Annotated in this window: 26 protein-coding genes; 22 read left to right on the plus strand and 4 right to left on the minus strand. The window is 40.6% G+C overall.

Translation table 11 applies throughout. The features are described from left to right. The first annotated feature begins 8 nt into the window (after positions 1-8). Both EG365_RS13180 and EG365_RS13185 read left to right on the plus strand, forming a co-directional pair. Entirely contained in the window at positions 9-623 is a 615-nt protein-coding gene (locus EG365_RS13180; protein ID WP_000254582.1) for a MarC family protein, read from the plus strand. Between the two features lie 261 nt (positions 624-884). Next, entirely contained in the window at positions 885-1400 is a 516-nt protein-coding gene (locus EG365_RS13185; RefSeq protein ID WP_001142469.1) for an acyl-CoA thioesterase, read from the plus strand. A 110-nt stretch (positions 1401-1510) separates the two neighbouring features. On the opposite strand, the gene EG365_RS13190 is transcribed toward EG365_RS13185, so the two are convergent. Next, entirely contained in the window at positions 1511-1711 is a 201-nt protein-coding gene (locus EG365_RS13190; protein ID WP_000761577.1) for a hypothetical protein, read from the minus strand. A gap of 498 nt (positions 1712-2209) precedes the next feature. On the opposite strand from EG365_RS13190, the gene EG365_RS13195 reads away from it, so the two are divergent. After that, on the plus strand, positions 2210-3208 hold the full coding sequence (locus EG365_RS13195; protein WP_000766464.1) for a CobW family GTP-binding protein: 999 nt from the start codon (positions 2210-2212) through the stop codon (positions 3206-3208). A gap of 37 nt (positions 3209-3245) precedes the next feature. Here the strand turns inward: EG365_RS13195 and dctA are convergent, their stop codons facing one another. Further along, a complete protein-coding gene (gene dctA, locus EG365_RS13200; RefSeq protein WP_000267735.1) occupies positions 3246-4508 on the minus strand; it encodes a C4-dicarboxylate transporter DctA in 1263 nt (420 codons plus the stop codon). Between the two features lie 188 nt (positions 4509-4696). Between dctA and EG365_RS13205 the strand changes: the two genes are divergently transcribed. The 5 genes from EG365_RS13205 to pgaD all read left to right on the plus strand — a co-directional run bounded on the left by EG365_RS13205 (position 4697) and on the right by pgaD (position 9661). Then, positions 4697-5227 (plus strand): YaeQ family protein, encoded by a 531-nt coding sequence (locus EG365_RS13205; RefSeq protein WP_001185269.1) that lies wholly within the window; start codon positions 4697-4699, stop codon positions 5225-5227. 86 nt (positions 5228-5313) lie between these two features. Beyond that, complete coding sequence (locus EG365_RS13210) at positions 5314-5655, plus strand: FKBP-type peptidyl-prolyl cis-trans isomerase (protein ID WP_000627259.1); 342 nt, start codon at positions 5314-5316, stop codon at positions 5653-5655. Between the two features lie 236 nt (positions 5656-5891). Next, positions 5892-7886, plus strand: a complete 1995-nt coding sequence (gene pgaB, locus EG365_RS13215) for a poly-beta-1,6-N-acetyl-D-glucosamine N-deacetylase PgaB (RefSeq protein ID WP_000632823.1) — start codon at positions 5892-5894, stop codon at positions 7884-7886. 13 nt (positions 7887-7899) lie between these two features. Further along, entirely contained in the window at positions 7900-9159 is a 1260-nt protein-coding gene (gene pgaC, locus EG365_RS13220) for a poly-beta-1,6-N-acetyl-D-glucosamine synthase (protein WP_000151613.1), read from the plus strand. Positions 9160-9241: 82 nt separating this feature from the next. Further along, on the plus strand, positions 9242-9661 hold the full coding sequence (pgaD, locus tag EG365_RS13225; protein ID WP_000856365.1) for a poly-beta-1,6-N-acetyl-D-glucosamine biosynthesis protein PgaD: 420 nt from the start codon (positions 9242-9244) through the stop codon (positions 9659-9661). A gap of 102 nt (positions 9662-9763) precedes the next feature. Here the strand turns inward: pgaD and EG365_RS13230 are convergent, their stop codons facing one another. Continuing rightward, the gene (locus tag EG365_RS13230) at positions 9764-10552 is read right to left on the minus strand and encodes a crotonase/enoyl-CoA hydratase family protein (RefSeq protein WP_000070455.1); all 789 of its coding nucleotides are present in this window, start codon (positions 10550-10552) and stop codon (positions 9764-9766) included. A 247-nt stretch (positions 10553-10799) separates the two neighbouring features. Between EG365_RS13230 and pnuC the strand changes: the two genes are divergently transcribed. Together pnuC and EG365_RS13240 are read left to right on the plus strand one after the other, a co-directional pair. Continuing rightward, entirely contained in the window at positions 10800-11381 is a 582-nt protein-coding gene (pnuC, locus tag EG365_RS13235) for a nicotinamide riboside transporter PnuC (protein WP_000074692.1), read from the plus strand. Positions 11382-11395: 14 nt separating this feature from the next. Next, on the plus strand, positions 11396-11695 hold the full coding sequence (locus EG365_RS13240) for a hypothetical protein (protein ID WP_000927126.1): 300 nt from the start codon (positions 11396-11398) through the stop codon (positions 11693-11695). Positions 11696-11740: 45 nt separating this feature from the next. Here the strand turns inward: EG365_RS13240 and EG365_RS13245 are convergent, their stop codons facing one another. Next, positions 11741-12553 (minus strand): IclR family transcriptional regulator, encoded by an 813-nt coding sequence (locus EG365_RS13245; RefSeq protein ID WP_000051057.1) that lies wholly within the window; start codon positions 12551-12553, stop codon positions 11741-11743. Positions 12554-12826: 273 nt separating this feature from the next. Here EG365_RS13245 and EG365_RS13250 point away from each other — a divergent pair, with 273 nt between their 5' ends. The 12 genes from EG365_RS13250 to EG365_RS13305 are packed head-to-tail and all read left to right on the plus strand — an operon-like array spanning position 12827 to position 23250. Next, positions 12827-13132: a non-heme iron oxygenase ferredoxin subunit gene (locus tag EG365_RS13250; protein WP_000118514.1), complete on the plus strand. Its 306-nt coding sequence runs from the start codon at positions 12827-12829 to the stop codon at positions 13130-13132. A 27-nt stretch (positions 13133-13159) separates the two neighbouring features. After that, positions 13160-13459 (plus strand): recombinase-like helix-turn-helix domain-containing protein, encoded by a 300-nt coding sequence (locus tag EG365_RS13255; protein WP_000714349.1) that lies wholly within the window; start codon positions 13160-13162, stop codon positions 13457-13459. Positions 13460-13475: 16 nt separating this feature from the next. Continuing rightward, positions 13476-14543 carry an aromatic ring-hydroxylating oxygenase subunit alpha gene (locus tag EG365_RS13260; RefSeq protein ID WP_000991783.1) on the plus strand — a complete coding sequence of 356 codons (1068 nt, stop codon included), beginning with the start codon at positions 13476-13478 and terminating at the stop codon, positions 14541-14543. Then, the gene (locus tag EG365_RS13265; protein ID WP_000024374.1) at positions 14536-15300 is read left to right on the plus strand and encodes an SDR family oxidoreductase; all 765 of its coding nucleotides are present in this window, start codon (positions 14536-14538) and stop codon (positions 15298-15300) included. Before EG365_RS13260 ends, EG365_RS13265 begins: the two co-directional genes overlap by 8 nt. Positions 15301-15311: 11 nt before the next feature. Then, positions 15312-16241, plus strand: a complete 930-nt coding sequence (locus tag EG365_RS13270) for a VOC family protein (RefSeq protein WP_000627776.1) — start codon at positions 15312-15314, stop codon at positions 16239-16241. A 29-nt stretch (positions 16242-16270) separates the two neighbouring features. Continuing rightward, the gene (locus tag EG365_RS13275; RefSeq protein WP_000411870.1) at positions 16271-17482 is read left to right on the plus strand and encodes an NAD(P)/FAD-dependent oxidoreductase; all 1212 of its coding nucleotides are present in this window, start codon (positions 16271-16273) and stop codon (positions 17480-17482) included. A 42-nt stretch (positions 17483-17524) separates the two neighbouring features. After that, positions 17525-18748, plus strand: coding sequence for an MFS transporter (locus EG365_RS13280; protein WP_000064049.1), 1224 nt, complete (start codon positions 17525-17527; stop codon positions 18746-18748). 23 nt (positions 18749-18771) lie between these two features. Beyond that, positions 18772-19293, plus strand: coding sequence for a cupin domain-containing protein (locus EG365_RS13285; protein ID WP_000211626.1), 522 nt, complete (start codon positions 18772-18774; stop codon positions 19291-19293). Positions 19294-19328: 35 nt separating this feature from the next. Next, positions 19329-20153: an alpha/beta fold hydrolase gene (locus EG365_RS13290; RefSeq protein WP_000988614.1), complete on the plus strand. Its 825-nt coding sequence runs from the start codon at positions 19329-19331 to the stop codon at positions 20151-20153. A 15-nt stretch (positions 20154-20168) separates the two neighbouring features. Further along, complete coding sequence (locus tag EG365_RS13295) at positions 20169-20963, plus strand: SDR family oxidoreductase (protein ID WP_000009973.1); 795 nt, start codon at positions 20169-20171, stop codon at positions 20961-20963. A gap of 15 nt (positions 20964-20978) precedes the next feature. Next, the gene (locus EG365_RS13300; RefSeq protein WP_000735778.1) at positions 20979-21770 is read left to right on the plus strand and encodes an aspartate dehydrogenase; all 792 of its coding nucleotides are present in this window, start codon (positions 20979-20981) and stop codon (positions 21768-21770) included. Positions 21771-21783: 13 nt separating this feature from the next. Then, positions 21784-23250: an aldehyde dehydrogenase gene (locus EG365_RS13305; protein ID WP_001040562.1), complete on the plus strand. Its 1467-nt coding sequence runs from the start codon at positions 21784-21786 to the stop codon at positions 23248-23250. The last annotated feature ends 29 nt before the right edge of the window (positions 23251-23279 follow it).

Genomic DNA, 23279 nt, shown 5'->3' on the forward strand with positions numbered 1-23279 from the left:
GAATATGCATGGTTTCACCATATCTGCATTCTTTTGCTTTATTTTTCTCTTTGCTCAATCCTTTTTTAATGAGCATTTATATGATTGGCCTCATCCGCCATTCAGAAACCAAGGTATTTAACAAAGCTTTAATTCAGGGGAGCTTGATTGCTTATATCGTCTTTATGCTGTTTGCATGGGGCGGTGAAGCAATCTTTAGTAAATACCTGAATGTACGCTTTGAGGCTTTCCAGATTTTTGGCGGTCTTATCTTTTTGGTGATTGGTTACCGCTATGTGTTTCAGGGTGCAGATACCATTGGTGAAATGCGCGGTGCACCAGAACATTTGGCTGGCACTATCGCCATGCCTTTTATGATTGGGCCAGGTACCATTAGTGCAGCTGTGGTGACAGGTATTGAAATGTCGATTGGTGCTGCGGCACTTGTGATCGGGTTTACCATGTTTTTAACATGCAGTATTTTGATTTTGATGAAATTTTCACATGATCATTTGCGGTACAAACATGCAAAATATATCGATCGCTATTTCGATATTGTTGGGCGTTTATCTGCTTTATTAATCGGTACGATTGCTGTTGATATGATTATTAATGGCGTTACCGGACTGATCCATAAAGTATAGTGAACCTCATATAAAACGATGCTGTGTCATTTAAAATGGAACAAAATGGCATAGCATCTTTTGATTATTTTTGACCGCTCAATAATTGTTTATTTAAGAAAAACTAAAAAATTATTAAAAATAATAGCTTAAAAAATATTCGTTCAAAAAAAGAATTAACAATATTAAAAAATACGATGCTATGTTGTGGATTTAAGCATGTTTTTTTTGTGAATTATCAACCATAATGTTTTCTGAGCTTGTTTGAGACAGAGTTGAGTCATGCCTACATTAGATGAAATGACAACCGTAACTGACGATCAGTCAGAATTAACCATGTCAGTTTTAATGACACCGGACATGGCAAATTTTTCAGGTAATGTTCATGGTGGAACAATTCTAAAGTTACTAGACCAAGTGGCCTATGCTTGTGCAAGTCGTTATTCAGGCAGCTATGTCGTAACGTTGTCTGTAGACAAAGTAAATTTTAAAGAACCTATTTATGTAGGTGAACTCGTTACATTTTTAGCGAGTGTGAACCATGTGGGACGTACTTCAATGGAAGTGGGTATCCGTGTGGAGGCTCAAAACATTCAAAAGCGTACCGTTCGTCATACCAATAGCTGTTATTTCACTATGGTTGCGGTTGATGAGCATGGTAAACCACGCGAAGTGCCTAAATTAAATTTAGATACCGAGTGGAAACGTTGCCGATTTGAAGCGGCTGAACATCGTAAGGTGTTGCGCCTACAAGAGAATCATAACCCTTCTTGTAGCATGTATAAGAAAACTTCTTAAAAAAAAGATCGAACCGCAGCATGGTTCGATCTTTTTTCTTCACCGAAATTTAACGTCCTGTTTCGTTTCAGTAAAATTATCTCTGAGCTTGGAGGAGAGTGCAGAGATAATTAACGAGTTGCAGGAGCAGCTTCAGAAGCAGAACCTACAGCGTCAGAAGCAGCATTTGCAGTGTTTGCTTGTTCTTGAGTTGAAACAACAACTTTTTCTTCACCAGCAGTGTTATGTGCTTGGTCGTGCTTAGAAGCAGCGAAAGTTGAAGCAGCAGTTAAAGCTAGGGTAGTAGCGAGTAAAGTTTTAGCTAATTTCATTTTATGGCATCCTTAAATTCATTAAAAAATAAATCAAACCTAATCGTTCTGACCTACATAGAACATATAGGGCTGAATGATTAAGCTAGGACACATGCTAAGCCGAGCTTGGGATTACATCAATTAACTTAACAATCTATTACGCCTATCTTAACAATATGAAATATAACGTCCGTTTATGTGCGTCTACTGTAAAATTAAAGCGCTACTTGAGCGCTAAAAATGTGAAAGAATATTTCGTATTGAGTAAAAAAAAAGCAAGTTAGTTACGTAAACAAAACACTTTGGCATGAATTGTGAATGTCCTTAAATAGGATATTTCGTTTAATTATTATTTTTCTAAAGTTAATTTAGATAAATGATGAGATGCATGTCACATATTTGGTGCTTTAGCCTGATAATTGAAAAGTATATCTTCAAAGTGAAAAATTATTTTCATGCTACTTAAACAGTGATATACCTTTCTTAGTTTTTAAACCTTGTTGATTTGAGCCGCTTGTGAAACTGATTGCCCAAAAAACTGTTCCTACCCATATTATTTCAGGGTTTTTAGGAGCAGGGAAAACGACATTATTGCAACATTTATTAAGTCAGAAACCGAAAGGTGAAGTGTGGGCTGTCTTAATGAATGAATTTGGGCAAATCGGAGTCGATCAACAACTCTTACCTCAAGATCAAGGTTATGCAGTCAAAGAACTATTGGGCGGCTGTTTATGTTGTAGTAGCCAACTTCCTATGCATATTGCTCTGGCTCGCTTGTTAAGTGAACAAAAGCCAGACCGACTCTTTATTGAACCTACAGGGCTTGGGCATCCTTCGCAATTATTTGATCAGTTAACTGAACCGCATTGGCAAAACAGCTTAGCTATGCGTGCACTAGTGACCGTGGTTGATGGTAGTCGTTTGCATGACACCAATTGGGCCAAGCAAAACCTATATGAAGATCAATTAAAAGCTGCACAGATTGTGGTGGTCTCTCATGCCGATACCATGACTTTTGAAGATGAACAGGCACTTGTTGAGCTTAAAGAAGAATACCAACCTTATCAGCAACAATGGCTAAAGACTGAACATGGTCAACTTGAACTGGCGCAAATTGATGTGCCTGCGCGTTTAACTGCACGCTCTATACAGCCTTTACTCAAGCTGCAAAAGCAAATGACTGAAGCCGAAGTTGCAAAAGAAATTCACCAACTGCCTTATCATTATGTCGAGTCGGCGCAGGGTTATATGGTCGCGGGTTGGAAGTTTCCTAAGCGTTGGAAATTTGAGTTTTATGCTTTGCTCGATGTGTTGTGTGCACAACAAGACTGGCTACGTATTAAGGGAATTTTTAATACAGATCAGGGATGGAAGACCTTTAACTTTAATCCTGAGCAGTTTAACTATAAGTCTGGTGAAGAGGGCATTGATAACCGCATTGAAATGATTAGCCAACATGAACATGACTGGCTAGCATTTGAAACTGAACTATTAGCTTGCAGAATTGAACAATAGAGAACATTGAAATACTTCAATATTCTCTATGAGAGATTTAATTTTTTATATTAAGTACTTGTTTCGCTTGTGCATGATCGATGTCTTTTTCCCAATGGGCAATGACTACGGTGGCCACACAGTTACCAATTAAGTTGGTGCAGGCACGGATAATTCCGATAAACCAGTCTACAGACAGTAAAAGTACCAAACCAATTGCAGGTAAACTTGGAATTACGGAAAGTGTTGCAGCAAGAATCACTAAGGCTGACCCCGGTATGCCGTGTGCACCTTTCGATGTAATAAGCGAAACCAATAAAATAGCCAGTAAGTCATGCATGGAGAGATTGATATTGCAGGCCTGTGCAATAAAGATCACGCCTAATGTTAAATAAATTGAAAAGCCATCTAAATTAAAAGAATAACCGGTAGGAATAACCAGACCGACTGTTGAATCTTTAATTCCTAAGTTTTTAAGCTTTTTCATGATTTGGGGTAAAACGGAATCAGAAGAGGCTGTCCCTAAAACAATGGCGAGTTCATCTTTAAAATAGCCGACAAATTTAAAGATATTCAGTCCGGTGAGTTTTAAAATTGAACCCAAAATAATGACAACAAATAAAATGCAAGTCGCATAAAAGAGTAAAACTAAATAACCGAGTTGCAGGAGTGAATCTAATCCAAATTTTGCAGTGGTATAAGCAACTGAACCAAATACACCAATCGGTGCCAAGCGAATAATGAGTCCCATAATTTTAAAGAAGACTTCCGAAAAAGCTTCAAGCGCTTGACGGACCAACTCTGCTAAATGTTTAGGAATTAACAGTAGGGAAACGCCAAATAAAATAGCGATGAGTAAAACTTGTAAAATATCGCCGTTAGCAAAAGCGGCAGTAAATGTTTTCGGAATAATATTGAGTAAAAACTCCGAACCTGTATGCATGTCATGAGCACGTTCGGTATAGGTACTTAAATCTTTAGCATCTAAATGAGTAATATCGATATTCATACCGACGCCCGGTTTAAAGACATAAGCAACAATAATTCCCAAAATTAAAGCAATACTCGTGACCACTTCAAAATAAAGAATCGTTTTTGCACCGACTTTGCCCATTTTTTTAATATCGTTTGCACCATAGATTCCCAGTACCACTACACAGAATACAATTGGAGCAATCAACATTTTAATGAGAGAAATAAAACCATCACCAAGAGGTTTTAAAGCTAGGGAGAAATCATGAAAAGCAAGACCTACTGCAATACCGAGGAAGAGAGCGCAGAGGACTTGTAGGAATAAACTACGTTTAAGTTTTTGCCACATAAGTCATCAAATCAAGAGAGGAATACAACCCCTTTCAAGCAAAAAGCCCGCCAACTTTGAAAGTGGTTAGATGTTTTGAAATAAGATGCAAATGGAGAGGATAAGAAGTTTTACATTACTGAGTTTTTTCTATAATTTTTTAATTAAAATCGAGTATTCTTAGCGCCAAATTTTTGGACATATTAACTATGGCGCTTAAAGCAACAATTTATAAAGCAGATCTGAATATTGCCAATATGGATGACCATATTTATGGCGATTATCAACTGACGCTTGCCTTACATCCTTCTGAAACTTTAGAACGATTAATGGTTCGTGTCATGGCTTTTGCACGTTTCGCAAGTGATAGCCTTGAGTTTACCAAAGACCTTTTTGAAACCGATGAGCCTGCACTTTGGCAAAAAGACTTAACAGGACAGTTAGAAACCTGGATTGAAGTTGGTTTACCGTCTGAAGATAAAGTGAAAAAAGCCAGTGCCCGTTGTAAAACTGTGGCAATTGTCGCTTATGGTTCACAAGTTGAAGATTGGTGGAAGAGAAACAGTAAAATTAAAACATTGAGTAATGTTCAAGTTTGGCAGCTAGCACCTGAAAGTACAGCAGAGTTAGAGCAGCTTTGTGAACGTACCATGCAGCTTCAGTTAAATGTTATGGACAACGAATGGACTTTGTTAAGTGACAAGGGCCAAGCGAATGTTGTGTGGACCCAATTACAGTAAAACTGAAAAGCGCAACAAATTTTACAAATTCACTTGTTAGACTAAAGATCAAGTCTGAGCTGTGAAATTAAACGAACGGGAATATTATGATCACTGAATTAGAAATTATCGATTTAAAAGTAGGCGAAGGTAAAGAAGCGGTTAAAGGTGCCTTAATTACGACTCACTATACAGGTTGGTTAGAAGACGGCACTAAATTCGACTCTTCCCTTGACCGCGGAAATTATTTCGAGTGTGTTATTGGTACAGGCCGTGTGATTAAAGGTTGGGACCAAGGCATTATGGGAATGAAAGTTGGCGGAAAACGTAAACTTATGGTTCCTGCTCATTTGGCTTATGGCGAACGCAAAATGGGTAAAATTATTCCGGCAAACTCAAATTTGATTTTTGAAATTGAATTATTTGATGTAAAAACTCGCGATGATTGAAATCAAACCGTTTAGAGCTCGACTTTATCTATAAGCTTTAAATATAAATATATTCGATATTTATATTTTAGCTTTTTAAATATTTAAGATTATTTTCAGTTTATTTAATTATAAAGGTGAACTGAAAAACTGTTCTGTTGGAGCAGTTTGAACTTAAGGACTAAATAAATGTGAATTTTAGTTCTTAAGTTTAAATTTCACATAAATAATCTATATTGCTATTGAGACGCTATTTCATGATTACCCGCTTTGCATCTCCTTTGTTGAACCTCACGCTTGGCTTGGCTCTAGCAGGCTTGTCAGGTATGGCATTAGCTAACCCACCTAAAATAGATGCTTCAACACTTACGGTCATTGGGTATCATGAAATTACCGATACTAAAAATGCCTTAATTCCTCAATATGCGGTCACCACTCAACAATTTACTGAGCATGTCGATTGGCTGCAAAAAAATGGCTTCCATTTTATTACCGTAGACCAGTTGATCCGTGCTCATCAGGGCAAGGCGGCACTTCCAACCAAGCCCGTTTTATTAACTGTAGATGATGGTTATCAGTCTTTCTACCAAAATGCATATCCTGTTATTAAGGCTAAAAAAATCCCAGTGGTACTTGCGGTAGTGGGTTCATGGTTAGAGCCAAAAGCAGGGCAGAAAGTCGATTTTTCGGGTGAAGAAATTCCACGTGATAAAATCTTAAGCTGGGGTGAGCTCAAAGAAATGCAAGATAGCGGGTTTGTTGAAATCGCAAGCCATAGCTATCATTTACACCGCGGTATTACAGGCAACCCGCAAGGGAACTCTGAACCAGCGGCAACGACACGTTTTTATGATGTAAAAACTAAAACTTATGAAAATGACAGCCAATATCAGGCTCGTATTTATAATGATTTAAAAAAGAATAATCAGCTACTTAAAGAGCATGGTATACGTTCACCACGTATTATGGTGTGGCCATATGGTCGCTATAATATGCAAACGGTCCAAATTGCTAAAAAGCTTGGTATGCCAATTACCATCACGCTTGATGATGGCGCAGATCATGCGAAACAATCTCTACAAAATATGAGCCGTATTTTGGTAGAGGGCGGAATGAGTACTAATGATTTGGCTCAAGAGATTAAGAACCGTGAATTAAACTTAACGGATAACAACCGTCCGCAAAAAATCATGCATATTGATCTCGACTATATTTATGATCCGGATCCGCAACAACAAGAACGAAATTTAGGTCACTTGTTAGATCGAATTAATGCGATGGGTGTAAATACAGTTTATTTGCAGGCATTTTCAGATCCGGATGCTAATGGTTCTGCCGATATGGTATATTTCCCGAACCGTCATATCCCAATGCGTGCGGACTTGTTTAACCGTGTAGCATGGCAAATTCAAACCCGTACGCCTGTAAGCCGTATTTATGCTTGGATGCCTTTATTGGCTTGGGAATTACCAAAAACTGATCCGGTATCAAAAGATTTAGTCGTGACAGAGCAGGCAAAAGCTGGTGAACACTTAAATATGGGGTATATCCGTTTAAGTCCGTTCTCACCAGAGGCACGCCAAACTATTCGTGAGATTTATCAAGATTTGGCTAAGTCAGCATCTTTCAATGGAATTTTATTCCATGACGATGTCACATTATCTGATTATGAAGATGCAAGCCCAGATGCATTAAAAGCTTATGCGAAACAAGGCTTACCAACAGATTTGGCAAAAATCCGTGAAAACGATCAAGATTTGCAAAAATGGACCGCATATAAGACAAAATATCTAGATGATTTTGCAATGCAACTTGTTGAAGACGTGCGACAATATGAACCGTTCTTGCTTACAGCTCGTAACTTATATGCGCAAGTTGCCTTAAAACCATATGCGGAAAACTGGTATTCACAATCGCTTGAAGAGTCATTAAGACGTTATGATTTTACGGCTATTATGGCAATGCCTTATATGGAGCAGGTCGATAACGCCGATCAATTTTATAAAGACATGATTGATCGCGTGAAAAAATATCCAAACGGCATTAAGAAAACAGTTTTTGAGCTACAAGCAACAAACTGGCGTAACAACGAAAAGGTACCGTCAACTGAAATGGCAGCAACAATTCACTCACTCTATCAGCAAGGTGCAATGCACGTTGCATACTATCCAGATGACCCAATCAAAGATCATCCGGACGTGAACGTGATGCATAAAGCATTTGCTGAAAAATCATCTCGTCTTGTGCCATAGGCGAGGCTGAAACATGACAATCTTTGCTGCTATATGGTCGCATGCCTTAAAATTCGTTTTCTATTATCCATTATTTATGTCGTATTTATGGATGATTGGCGCGATCATTTTCTATTGGAAGGAACGTAAAGCTCCGCCTTATGATCAGCCAGCTCCATTAGAAAGCTATCCTAAAGTTGCTGTGCTTATTCCTTGTTTTAATGAAGGGGATAATGCAGAGGAAACGATTACTCATGCTTTAAAATTGGATTATCCTCATTTTGAAGTGATTGCGATTAATGATGGCAGTTCGGATAATACAGGTGAGGTACTCGACCGATTAGCTGAACAACATGAAAAACTCCGTGTTGTTCATTTGGCTCAAAACCAAGGTAAAGCCATGGGGTTGCAAGCTGGAAGCTTAATGACCGATGCCGAGTTTTTAATTGGTATTGATGGTGATGCTTTACTTGACCCGCATGCAGCAAAGTGGATGGTTCGTCATTTTCTTCAAAATCCGACTGTTGCAGCTGTGACGGGTAACCCGCGTATCCGTACCCGTTCAACTTTATTAGGTCGTATTCAGGTTGGTGAGTTTTCTTCGATTGTCGGCATGATTAAACGTGCTCAGCGTACCTTTGGCCGTTTATTTACCGTATCAGGTGTTATTACGGCTTTTCGTAAGAGCGCTGTTCACCAAGTGGACTATTGGTCACCTAATATGTTGACTGAAGACATCGATATTACTTGGAAATTGCAACGTGCCGGCTGGGACATTCGTTTTGAACCGAATGCCTTGGTTTGGATTTTAATGCCTGAAACTTTAAACGGATTGTGGAAACAACGTTTACGTTGGGCAATGGGTGGAGCACAGGTATTAATTAAAAATATTGATGTGTTCACCAAACCAAAATTGAATTTTTTATGGCCTTTAATGTTTGAGCTTTGCTTAACTTTAGTCTGGTCATATTTAATGCTGGCGATGGCTTTGTTGTGGTTGGTACATTTTATTTTACCGGTCCCTGCATTAGCCGTTGTGAGCTCTCCATTTTTACCGTATGGTAGCGGTATTTTATTGGGGGCAACCTGTCTCATTCAGTTTGCTTTAAGCAAATGGATGGATAGTCGTTATGAACCGCATCTCGGAAAAAACTATTTCTGGATGATCTGGTATCCATTGGTCTTTTGGCTAATCACCATCTCGGCAACTATTGTGGCATTTCCAAAAGTCTTACGACGTGGAGATGAGAAACGTGCGCGTTGGGTGAGCCCGGATCGGGGCATTCGTGGATGAAATGCAAGAGTCATGAGATTTTAAAGATCGTGCTGTATTGATGTCTGGGGAAAAACCACAGCACTTCGTTAGGTAAAGAGAAATGAAGACAAATTCGTTGATTATTGATTTACGCCGTCAATTGCCATGGCATAAACGCTATGCTTCTACAACAAGCACAGCCATGATGTGGGCGGCTTGGTTGTTGTTGTGGCGTCCATTCGTGTTTATCTGGGTATTGGCAGAGCTGCAAAAAACTCATTTAGTACATCGTTTATTCAGTGCATTCGGTGTAGGTATTGAACATGGTATTACAGCGCTGATTGCTTGTGCAGTCGGGTTGCTACTCTGGAGTCATGTATTGCCTGAACGCCGTGTAGAAGGTAGTGAACTTAACATGAAACAGACAGATGACTATGCGCGCTATTTTGATTTGCCTGTGCAAGAAATTGAGCAGGGCCGTAGCCAAAAAATTACGGTCGTTCACCATAATGAATTTGGTAAAATCATTAGAGTTGAATAAAGTACATTTATAAAAGAAAGCCCACATCATGTGGGCTTTTTTTTCACTAATTTCGGTATATCCATAAGTTTTAAACTGTAGAGCGCAGTGCTTGAGTAGGACTTATTTACCTTTAAAAACAGGAGGTCTTTTTTGCAGCATGGCGAAAACACCTTCTTGAACATCTTCTGTTGTGAGTAAAGGCTGAAGATGGTTTTGCAGTTGGTTAAAAGCCACTTCGTAACCTTCATTGACTGCCTCACGAGCAGAGGCGAGGGTCGCTTTTACAGCAAGTGGTGCAGCTTGCGCGATATGTTCAGCAAGTTCTATAGCACGTTTAAGCTCCGTACCTTCTGGACATATTTCTGTAATGAGGTTCATGTCAAAAGCTGCTTTGGCATCAAAAGAGTCACCAGTGAGCAAATAGCGCATGGCTTTGGCCCAACCCGCGGCTTGAGTAAAACGTGCAGTTGCTCCGCCAAAAGGTAAGATGCCACGTTGAACTTCCATTTGAGCAAATTGGGTATTTTCACTCGCAATCGTAATATCTGCATTCAGAAATAGTTCTATACCAGCGGTATAGCAATAACCCTGCACTGCCACTATCAAAGGTTTACTCAGTTTTCGGCCTATTGTGCCCCAAGGGTTAATTTCGTTTTCACTAAAATCAAACACACCCGTAGCGAGTTTAGGCTGTAACTCAACTAGGTCTAAACCAGCTGTAAAATGGTCACCGTGAGCAAAAACAATCGCACAGCGCAGGGCGTCATTATTTTCATATTCGGTGAGCGCTAGTGATAAGTCTTTGATCATGTGACTATCAAAAGCATTACGTTTTGCTGCCCGATCTAAGCCAATTAAAAAAATATGTCCGCGAGTTTCACGGCTGACTTTTCCTTCTTGATTTGACATATTTTCATGCTCTTTTATTTGTCTTTCATTATCTTTTAAACAATCATTGAAAAACTAGCAAATAGAAATTGTTAGTAACTCGATCAGTATTTCTTTTGTCTGTGCATTGAAATAAATCAATTTCATGCGAAAAGGATAAATCCTTAGACATGTTATTTTCCATGATTTATTTAAATTAGCAGTTTGCTTCGCTTTATATTTTTCTCATAATACGCTGTCAAATTGATCTCAATAAGCAGCTTCTCTTATGTCACCTCTAGAAATTTTCGCGGTCTTAATTAGCCTCATTGGAGTTGGATTAACGGTAATCCGTAATATGTGGTGCTGGCTGTTTAATTTCTTTGCTTTTGTCCTATATGCCTATTTGTTTTACGAATTTAAGCTTTATGGCGAAACGATTTTGCAATTCTTTTTTATGGTCGTAAATTTTTATGGCTTTTACTATTGGCTCAAAGGAAAACAGCAAGATCATGACATTCGAATTGAGCCTATTGCAGTTCAAACAGCTATCATTCAAATGATTATTGCCGCGGTAGGTGGTTTGCTCTTTGGTTTGGTGCTTAAAAACTTTACCGATGCAGCGGTGCCAATGCTTGACTCACAGCTTGCAGCATTTAGTTTGCTTGCAACTTACTGGACCAGCCGAAAGCATATTGCGACATGGATCCTTTGGGTATTTGTCGATATTGTTTATGTCGGCATGTTTATCTATAAAGATCTGTTTTTAACTTCAGCCTTATACGCAGCCTTTGTATTAATGGCAGCTTATGGTTGGTATCAATGGGAAAAGGTTAAAAGAAAGCAGAACTTAGATGCTGGGCAGCTTTAATTGGGAGAATAAGCATGTTGTTGAGTTTAGATACTTATAAACAACAACAGTTTGATCAAATTGCTGCAAAAATTATGGGTGAGCCTGAAAAATATATAGATTTTAATTCAGTATCGGATTTTTATAACGCTGCTTGGCTCAAGGACTTTCCACAAGGCACTCAGGCCTCTGCGACAGGTTTAGATGATGGGGCAGAAGAGTTTTATGCAGTAGTACAGTTTAAACAGCAGTACTTAAAGTTTGATATTAAAGAAAATCATTCAACACTGAGTTTTCAGGATATGAATGGTGAAATTTTTAAGCGTAATTTTTAATTGAAGAAATAAGAGTACAAAAAAAGCGACTTAACGTCGCTTTTTTTAATAGATAAATTTTGAAATTTTATCTGCCGTTGCGATGACTAGAGCGGCGATATCTTCTTTAAAGGTCTTCTCATCATAAGTGGTAATTGGGCAACTGACTGAAAGGACAGCCACCATTTTTCCATTTGATTGTTTGAAAATAGGAGCAGCACAAGCAGCCATGTCATGGTTGTAATGCCCCCAGCTCACCATCGACTTTTGAGTTTTTACATAATTTAATTTTTGCAATAACGCTTTTAAACTGGTTGGAGTAAGTTCTGAGTAACTATCCCAGTCATTAAAATTGCGATAGCGTTGTCGTACTTCTGCCTCTGGTAAATCTGACAATAACATTTGACCAATAACTGTAGCATGGGCAGGCCAGCGAGTACCTAAACTAATATTGCTGGTAAACGTACCCATAGATTGAACGTTATTTACAAAAACAATGTGTGTACCTTCTAAAACGGTCAGGTGTACTGCAAGTTTGGTCTGGTCACGTAGTTCTTTCATTAAAGGCGTTGATAAATCAAGTAATGAAAGCTTTGATAAACTGTTAAAACCAAGCTCCATAACTTTTGAATCAAGCGCATATGTTTTTTGTGAAGCCTTTCTTAAGTAACCGCAAGCTTCAAGTGTATAGATAAGCCGAAATGCACTAGAACGGTTCACTTCCAAAATTTCGGCAATTTCTGTAATCGTCATTTCTTGTGCTTGTTGATTAAATGCTTGCAAGATGGCTAAACCACGCACAAGCCCTGGTACTAAATACCGATCATCATTTTTTGTTGTTTCTGATTCTTGCGAATCTTCTTCAATCTCTAGGCTCATTCGTGTCGTTTTCCTATAAATAAAACAGGGTTCGAATTGGGGCATTATGCTTTATTTTAGAACTATTGTAATTATAAAGATTACATAAAACAATTTTTATATTTAAAACATTGTTTCCAAATTGAAACGTAACAAATTATTTAAAATTTATTAATCAATTGATTTTAATGTTTATTTTTACTTTGACAAAAATTAATCAAGAGGATTATGCTTAGCTTGTGTTTTGAAAATCAAATTATGTTTTGTATATAAAACAAAATGAGGACGCAAGGTATGAGTTGGATCTCAGTTTGTCAGCAGGGTGACGTTAGCGAAGATGAGCCGAAAGCCGTCGAAGTTGAAGGGAAAAAAATTGGTGTTTTTTTTGTCGATGAAAATTACTTCGCTATCGAAAATGTTTGCCCTCATGCGTATGCCTTATTAACGGAAGGATTTATCGAAGATCAAACTGTGGAATGTCCATTGCACGAAGCAATTTTTGACATTCAGACAGGTGAGCTAAAAAGTGGACCCGGGTGTAGAAACCTATGTACGTACCCAGTTCGTGTTGAAGGACAGGATATTCAAATTCAACTCTAGTCCTCACATGTACAAGGAAGCAGAACAATGAAGAAATTTAATGAAAAGTTGGCAAGCTGGATTCATGCAACGCCAGCAACCGAAGCAGGTATCAACAATATTCAAGTTCCAGGTCAATCTGAATTGTTGGTTTGGCAAACACGTTATAAAGAACCGACTCTCTACGAACAAGACTTTGTAAAGAACTTGATTCAGGCATTTTCTGCGGGCGCAACAGAATTAGATGAGGTTGTTTCTGCACTTAATCAACAGGGTTTCCGCTCTGAATCTGGTGATGAATGGACTTCTGAGAGCTTTACAGAAGAAATGCAACGTTTAGGTTATTGATTCAGGGAAGAATAAAATGAACGCAATCGTATCAACTTCACAAAGCGCTGAAGAATATTTAGAACTTGGTTTACGTGACCAATGGCATCCGGTTTTAGCAAGTTGGGAAGTCGCTGCTAATCCGGTTGGGATTACGCGTTTAGGTGAAAACATTGTGGTTTGGCGTGATGCCGAAGGTCAGGTACATGCGCTTGAAGATCGCTGTCCACACCGCGGTGCTCGTCTTTCACTCGGCTGGAACTTGGGTGATCGAGTTGCTTGCTGGTATCACGGTGTTGAAGTTCGTGCTGATGGTGTGGTTGCTGATGTGCCAGCCGTTCATGAATGCCCAATGACTGGAACCAAGTGTTTAAAGAGCTATCCGGTCATTGAACAGCATGGTGCAATCTTCATCTGGTTTGGTATCGATGCAAATGAACAACCTGCACCGCTTGAGTTCCCAGAACAACTGGCAAGCGAAGAGTGGAGTTCATTCCTTTGCCAAGCAGACTGGAAAGTAAACCATCAATATGCCATTGATAACGTCATGGACCCAATGCACGGTACATATTTGCACTGTACTTCACATTCAATGGCAGAAGGTGAACGTACCGCAGAGATGAAACACCGCACAACTGAAAATGGTTTTGTTTTTGAAAAAGAAGGCCAAACAGGTGTGAACTTTGACTGGGTTGAATATGGTTCGACCGGTGCAAGTTGGTTACGTCTTTCAATTCCTTACCGTAAACAGTTTGGTCCGGGTGGTGAATTCTGGATTGTGGGTTACGCAACGCCAATTGATGCTAACAATACCCGTGTATTTTTCTGGCGCTGCCGTAAGGTGAGTGGTTGGCAACGTAATGTATGGCGCTTCTTATATCGCAATCATTTAGAACAGTTGCATTGGGATGTATTGGAACAAGACCGAATTATTTTAGAAAACCTTGCGCCAAATGCGCGTGCACGAGAATTCTTATATCAACACGATGTAGGGCTTGCACGTTTACGCCGTTTAATGAAAAAAGAAGCTGAAAAGCAATTAAAGAAAATTGCTGCGCTAAATGCATCAAACCGTATCGAGATGCAGGAAGAAGCTCATGGCTAATGTAGCGTTGTTGCAAGGCAAAAAAGTTTTAGTGACTGGTGCTGCACGTGGTTTAGGGCGGGATTTCGCTCAAGCTATTGCCGAGGCTGGTGCTGAAGTTGTGATGGCAGATATTTTGTCTGACTTGGTGCAACAAGAAGCGCAAGCGTTACAGCAACAAGGGCTAAACGTTCATGCAGTAACAGTTGACCTTGCCAATGCAGACTCTATTGAAAATGCTGTCGCAAAAAGCGTGGAAGTATTACAAGGACTAGACGGACTTGTGAACTGTGCAGCGCTTGCAACCAATGTCGGTGGAAAAAATATGATTGATTACGATCCTGAACTTTGGGATCGGGTCATGAATATTAATGTGAAAGGTACATGGTTAATTACAAAAGCGTGTATTCCACATTTAAAACAATCGGCTGCCGGCAAGATTATTAATGTTGCTTCCGATACAGCACTTTGGGGCGCGCCAAACCTGATGGCTTATGTGGCGAGTAAAGGTGCAATTGTTGCCATGACACGTTCAATGGCAAGAGAGTTGGGGCAGTTCAATATCTGTGTCAATACCTTGTCTCCGGGGCTGACTCTGGTTGAAGCAACCGAGTATGTGCCACAGGAACGTCATGATTTATATGTCAACGGAAGAGCGATTCAACGCCAGCAACTTCCACAAGATTTAAATGGAACAGCATTGTATCTACTGTCGGATTTGTCCTCTTTTGTGACAGGTCAAAATATTCCGGTCAATGGCGGTTTTGTCTTTAACTAAGGAGTAGTCAAATGATTACAGGGATCGAGATTTTAAAGTTTGGAGTTGAAGATAGAGCCGCTTCAAACAAGTTTTTGGCAGATTTTGGTTTAAGCAAAAGTACTTCGGATATTGAAGGTGCAGATTTATACCAGACTCAAAACGGCAGCAAGATTTATCTATTTAATTGTGATGATAACCGTTTACCGCCTGCTATTGAGCAAGGTTCAACTTTACGTGAAGTTACGTGGGGTGTTGAAAATGCTCAAGACCTTGAAGACTTGGCAGCTCGTTTAGCCGATGTAGACGGTTTTAAACGTACTGAAAATACAGTTCAGTGTCTTGACCCAAATGGCATGACCATTCGTTTTGAACAAAGTTTTGTAAAAGAAGTACCAGAACTTAAAACGGAAGGTATTAACCAATACGGCAACATTCAACGTGTGAATGCAGCAAGTCCTGTCTATGAAAAAGGTCAACCTGTTGCGATTGGACATGTGGTGTTCTTCACACCGGATTTAGCAACTACTGAAAACTTCTATATTGAAAAAGTAGGCTTTCATTTATCTGATGCTTACAAAAATCGCGGTGCATTCTTACGTTGCCGCGGTGAAGGTTATCACCACGATTTATTCTTACTTAGCGTTCCAAATAAATCTGCGGGCCTAAATCACGTTGCATTTGTTGTTCGTGATATTCATGAGGTGATTGGAGGCGGTTTACATATGAACCGTTCAGAGTGGTCAACCTTTATTGGACCGGGACGTCATCCAATTTCTTCTGCTTATTTCTGGTACGTCAACTCACCATTGGGTGGTGCATTTGAATATTACACCAACGATGATTATTTGACCGAAGAATGGCAGCCACGTGTAGAAGAACATCGTCTAGAGCTTTTCACCGAGTGGGCGATTGAAGGTGGTCTTGATGACAAAACCCGCCGTCAGGTGAAGCCTGTGTAACAGGCATTGCTTTACAAGGAAGAAAGGCTATGGAAAAGATTGTAATTGTAGGGGCGGGGCAGGCTGCAGGTTGGGCAGTTAGTACCTTACGTCAAAATGGATATGTGGGTGAAATTCATGTGGTCTCAAATGAAGATCACGTGTTTTATGAGCGTCCGCCACTGTCTAAGCAAGTACTTTCAAAAGAAGCAAGTTATGAAAGTTTGAATCTGTTCTCTCCAGAACAGGTTCAAGAGTTCAACATTCAATGGCACAAACCGGAAATTGCAACAAAAGTCGATCGCGAGCAAAAGCAGGTTCATTTAGAAAGTGGTCAGATTTTGCCGTATGACAAATTGTTGATTGCAACAGGAAGCCGCGCCCGTGTACCCGTCAATACATGGCAGTTCATTCCAAATGTTGTGACTTTGCGAAATGTACGTGACTGTGAACGTCTGGCTGAAATTTTAAAGAATGCAAAAAATGTGGCTGTGATTGGCGGTGGCTGGATTGGTTTGGAAATCGCTGCAACTGCGCGTAAGCAAGGGAAAGATGTTCATATTTTTGAATATGGCGACCGCTTATGTGCAAGAAGTGTGAGTCCGGAAGTTTCTGCATTTTTAAAAAATATGCATGAGGCTCAAGGCACAAAAATTCATTTAGACAGCAAGAGCCTTCACTTAGTGGAAGCACCAGATCAAAAAGTTGAAGTGGTGAACCATCCTCAACATAGTCAGTTGTTTGACTGTGTTGTAGTAGGTGCAGGCGCTGAGATCGCGAAAGAGTTAGGGGTACACGCTGGTCTCGATGTGAAAGATGGCATTGTGGTGAATTGTTTTGGACAAACCTCAGATCAAGACATTTATGCCGCAGGTGATGTCGCGATTCATCCGGGTTTGGGCTATTGCATTCAGTCTTGGGCAAATGCACAAAATCAGGCGATTGCAGCTGCGAAATCAATGCTCGGAATTGAAACTGAATATACCGATATTCCTTGGCTTTGGTCTGATCAATATCACTTTAATATCCAGATTTTAGGAACATATCAACCTGAAAAAACCAAAGAAGTGGTGATTCGCCAAGGTGGTGAAGATCAGGTGAGCTATTTATATCTGGACCATGAAAATCGCTTGCTGAATATGATTGCCATTAATGACTCGAAGTTAATCAAACTGGCAAAGCGTTGGATGCAAGCCAATACCGTTTTAGATCCAAAATTATTAGCAGATGCTGAATTTAATGTCATGAAGTTAAAACCGTAAACATTAAATCTGGTTCTCATTACCAAATCGAAGGAATGACACATGAGTAATGAAGAAAAAAGTGGATTAAAGCATTGGGTACCTGCTTTTGTCCTTATGGTGTGTGTAGTACTGGCATTTTTCGACAAGATCAGTATTGCGGTTTTATTTTCAGACCCACATTTTCAAAGCTCGATGGGAATTGCTGAAGATAAAGCCAAGCTCGGATGGCTCATGACAAGTTTTTTACTTGCTTATGGTTTTTCATCAGTCTTCCTAAGCTTTTTAGGCGACATTTTTAACCCAAAGAAAATGTTGTTCTGGAGTGTGACTTCTTGGGGTTTACTCATGCTTTGCATGGGCTTTACCACCAGCTACTCAGGCATGTTGATTTTACGGGTTCTACTCGGTTTGGCAGAAGGTCCGCTATTTGCTTTGGCGTACACCATTGTGAAGCAGACTTATACAGACCGTCAGCAGGCACGTGCCTCAACCATGTTCTTACTGGGTACACCGATTGGTGCATTCCTTGGGTTCCCAATTACGGCAGCCGTTCTGGCACACCACGACTGGCATACCACTTTTTTTGTGATGGCTGCGCTCACACTCATTGCAATTTTAAGCATTGTTTTTGGTCTGCGTAACTTGCAACTCAAGAAAACTGTTGAGCTTGAAGGTGAAAGTAAACGTACTAACTTCAAAGGCCATATCGCCAATACCAAAGTACTTGTGAGCAATAGCGCGTTCTGGTTGGTGTGCTTATTCAATATTGCCTTAATGACTTATTTGTGGGGCCTAAACAGTTGGGTTCCTTCTTATCTCATGCAAGACAAAGGATTCAACCTCAAAGAGTTTGGGGTGTATTCAAGCTTTCCATTCATTGCCATGTTAATTGGCGAAGTGGTTGGTGCGTTTTTATCTGACAAATTAGGCCGCCGCGCAATTCAAGTATTTAGCGGTTTATTACTCGCGGGCATCTTCATGTATGTGATGGTCATTATGACTGAGCCATTATTGATTATTGCTGCCATGTCTTTAAGTGCTATGGCGTGGGGCTTTGGAGTAGCTGCGGTATTTGCTCTGCTTGCCCGAGTAACCACCTCAAATGTAGGTGCGACAGCGGGTGGAATATTTAACGGTTTAGGCAATTTTGCAAGTGCAATTGCACCTGTACTGATCGGTTACATCGTGATGCAAACACATAGTTTTAATTTGGGAATTACCTTCTTGGCTGCAGTCGCTGTCATTGGGTCGTTGTTCTTGGTTCCTCTTTTAAAACGTTATTAATTCACTGTATAGGAGTTTAAAAAATGACTACACAACAATTCGAATCGTGGAAACAGCCGGAAGGCGCTTCTTTAGAAGATTGGTTAAACACACGTATTGCTCGCTTTGAGACTCGTAAATATGACTTTGAGGCTTTGAAGTTCCAAGCCGATTACGACCCGAAATATCGCCGTGCTCAAATGCGCTATATGGGTACGGGTGCAACTGGTGTTGCAAATGACAGCAATACTGTACCTGCAGAGAACTTTACGTTTTCGACTATGGTGTTACCACCACAGTGTGAAGGTCCTTTGCACATTCACCACGACGTTGAAGAAGTTTTCTTTATGCTCCGCGGCGAAATTGATTTGTTTATTGAGCACAACGGCGAGAAATTCCAGACCCGCTTAAAAGAGCGTGACCTGATTTCAATTCCACCGGGAATTTACCGTGGTTTGTTTAACCCAGGTCAAGAAGACGCCTTGATGTGTGTGATGTTGGGAACAGGTAAACCAACAATTCCTAACTATCCACCAGAGCATCCATTGTCTCAAATCAAACGTTAATTGTTTGATGAAGTGAATGAAGGAAAGAATTAAAAATGATGACACTCATTGAAAAGTTAGCAGAATTTCCGGTGAAAACGGTCAATGTTCAAGGCCAGCAGCAAGCCTATCGGGAAGCTGGTCAGGGCGAATACCTTGTGCTGTTGCATGGCATCAGTTCCGGTTCTGCTTCATGGGTAAACCAACTTGAAGTGCTGTCTCATCATTTTCATGTCATTGCCTGGGACGCACCGGGCTATGGCAAATCAGATGAACTTTTAACGGATCAACCGAATGCGACCGACTACGCAAAGCGTTTGGCAGGGTTGTTCGATGCTTTAAAAATTGAAAAAGCAATTGTAGTGGGACACTCATTAGGTGCCTTACAGGGCAGTGCATTTGCTGCACTTTGTCCGGAGCGAGTGAAACACTTGGTGGTCGCTAACTTGGCGCAAGGCTACCAACGCCACGATGAACAGACACAAATTCAGGTTTTTGAAAAAAGACCAAAAATGTTGAAAGAACTCGGTGCTAAAGGAATGGCCCAAAGCCGTGGACCTCATTTGATTTATAAACAAGAGCCACAAGCCTTAGCTTTAGTTTCAGAAGTGATGCAGCAGTTGACCTTACAAGGTTTCACACATGCATCGTACTTACTGGCATATGACGAAATACGTAATTATTTAACCGATTTAAAAGTCCCATGCACAGTGATTGCAGGGCAGCAAGATCAAATCACTCCTGCGTTAGGTATACAAGAGCTTGCTCAGGAATTGCAGTTGGAACAGCGCTTCGTCATAGAAGATGCAGGACATTTAAGTTATGTCGACCAACCGCAAGCATTTAACCAAATTATGTTGACGATTCAGGAACAATCGTAAGAGAGATTAAGGATTATGAGCTTCCAAGTTGAAGGAAAAGTTGCAGTTGTTACCGGTGGCTCATCTGGGATTGGGCTGGCTGCTGTTGAAATACTGGTTGCAGAGGGTGCAAAAGTTGCTTGGTGTGGTCGCGATGAAGAACGTTTAAATGCTTCTAAGCACTATATTTTAGAAAAATTTCCACATGCCAATATTTTTACCAAAGCATGTAATGTTTTGAAAAAAGAAGAAGTTCAGCAATTTGCCAAAGAGGTCAAACTCAATTTGGGCAATGTGGACATGCTTATTAACAATGCTGGACAAGGCCGTGTTTCAAATTTTGAAAATACGCAAGATGAAGACTGGATGAAAGAGATTGAGCTGAAATATTTCAGTGTTTTACATCCGGTACGGGCTTTTCTTGACGACTTAAAACAGTCGGCAAATGCCTCAATTACCAATGTGAACTCGTTACTGGCATTGCAACCGGAACCGCACATGATTGCGACTTCATCTGCACGTGCTGCACTGTTGAATTTAACCCATTCGTTGGCACATGAATTTACTCAATATGGCGTTCGTGTGAATTCGATTTTACTCGGAATGGTCGAATCTGCGCAGTGGAAACGCCGTTATGAAACCCGTTCAGATTTAAATCTGTCATGGGAAGAGTGGACCGGCAATATCGCAAAAAATCGTGGCATTCCTATGCAGCGTTTAGGCCGTCCAGAAGAGCCTGCACGTGCTTTAGTTTTCTTGGCATCACCATTGGCATCTTACACCACAGGTTCGGCAATAGATGTCTCGGGTGGTTTTAACAAACATTTATAAATATCAGGTGCTGTCATGAAAAAGTTGATGATGATTGGTTTTGGTGCAATGGCAGCAGAAGTGTATGCCCACTTGCCTCAAGATCTGCAACTCAAGTGGATTGTAGTGCCATCTCGCAGCATTGAAAAAGTGCAATCACAAGTCTCTTCTGACATTCAAGTGATTTCAGATATTGAGCAATGTGATGGTACACCAGACTATGTCATTGAGGTGGCAGGTCAAGCAGCAGTAAAAGAGCATGCTCAAAAAGTTTTAGCGAAAGGCTGGACCATTGGTCTGATTTCGGTGGGTACTTTGGCTGATAGTGAATTTTTGGTTCAGCTTAAGCAAACTGCCGAAAAAAATGATGCCCATCTGCATTTACTGGCAGGGGCTATCGCAGGTATTGACGGTATTTCTGCTGCTAAAGAAGGTGGCTTGCAAAAGGTCACTTATAAAGGCTGTAAAAGTCCAAAGAGCTGGAAGGGCAGTTATGCAGAGCAATTGGTCGATTTAGACCATGTTTCAGAACCTACGGTCTTTTTTACTGGAACTGCTCGTGAAGCTGCTATGAAATTTCCGGCCAATGCCAACGTTGCAGCAACGATTGCACTTGCAGGGCTTGGAATGGATGAAACCATGGTTGAGTTAACTGTTGATCCAACTATCAACAAGAACAAACACACCATTGTGGCGGAAGGTGGCTTTGGACAAATGACCATTGAACTGGTGGGTGTGCCGCTGCCAAGTAACCCGAAAACATCAACTTTGGCTGCGCTTAGCGTGATTCGTGCTTGTCGCAACAGTGTAGAAGCAATACAGATTTAAGAAGGATTTGATCATGGCAAAGGAAATTTATATTGCGGGTGAATGGCGATTAGGCCGTGGTGCAGTCATTCAAAGCCTGTTTCCGGCAGATCAGTCGGTAAACGCTGAGCTTTCAACAGCAACGCTTGAAGATGTAAATGAAGCAATTGAAAAAGCAGAACAGGCTTGGCGTCAACCGAGCTGGAGAAACAGCTTGCCGCATGAGCGCGCACGTATTCTCTACAAAGTTGCAGACATTATTGAAGCGCGTGTAGATGAATTATCAAAACTACAAACCCGCGATAATGGTAAGCCTTTAACCGAAACTCGTGGCTTGGTGATGAGTGCTGCGGCAACTGCACGTTATGTTGCAGCTGCATGTGAAACACTGAACGATGAGCTCACCACTCAACGTGCTCCAGACTTTATGACCATGAGTGTGCATGAACCTGTAGGGGTTGTGGCAGCTATTACTCCTTGGAACTCTCCAATTGCGAGTGAAGTTCAAAAGCTTGCTCCAGCTTTGGCAGCAGGAAATGCTGTAGTGTTAAAACCAGCAGAAGCAACTTCACTCATTGCTTTAGAGCTTGCCAAAATTTTTGAAGAGGCTGGTTTACCAAAAGGCTTACTTAGTGTGTTAGTGGGGCGTGGTTCTATCATTGGTGACGCAATTGCTCAGCACCCATTGGTTCGTAAAATTTCTTTTACAGGTGGAACAACCACGGGTCGTCATTTGGCACATATTGCTGCAGATAAACTGATTACCACTTCGCTTGAGTTAGGTGGTAAGTCACCAACCATCGTTTTACCGGATGCAGATGTCGAACTGGCTGCTAAAGGTGTGGCTTACGGTATTTTTAGCTCGGCAGGCCAAGCGTGTATTGCAGGTTCTCGCTTGTTTATTCATAGCAGTCTTTACGATCAGTTTTTAACGCGTTTGGTTGAAATTACCAAAGGTTTACGTGTGGGCCATCCGGAACAGGCAGGCGTGCATTTAGGACCACTGGTCAATGACAAACATTTGCAGTCAGTTGATCGCTATGTGCAACTTGCTAAAAGCGAAGGTGGTCAGGTTCTGATTGGTGGTGAGGCACTTACGACTGGTGACTATGCCAAAGGAAGCTATTACTTACCAACGATTATTACGGGCTTAAATAACAGTGCTCAAACTTGTCAGGAAGAAATTTTTGGCCCTGTTTTAGTGGTTATGAAATATGACAACGAGCAAGATTTAATTGCCCAAGCCAATGACAGTTGTTTTGGTCTTGCCGCAGGTATTTGGACTGAAAGCTATCGTAAAGCTTGGCGTATTGCACGTGCCTTAGAAGTGGGAACGGTATGGATTAATACCTACAAAAAATTCTCGATTAGTGCGCCGTTTGGTGGCTTTAAAGACAGTGGGATTGGGCGCGAAAAAGGCCGTTTGGGCATTTTATCGTACATGCAACAAAAGAGTATTTATATGGGGCTGAATGAACAGCCTAACCCTTGGTGCGATTAATAAATTCAAGGACTGAAAACAAATTTTGA

It is taken from the genome of Acinetobacter sp. FDAARGOS_494 (assembly GCF_003812225.1).
Classification (GTDB): domain Bacteria; phylum Pseudomonadota; class Gammaproteobacteria; order Pseudomonadales; family Moraxellaceae; genus Acinetobacter; species Acinetobacter baumannii.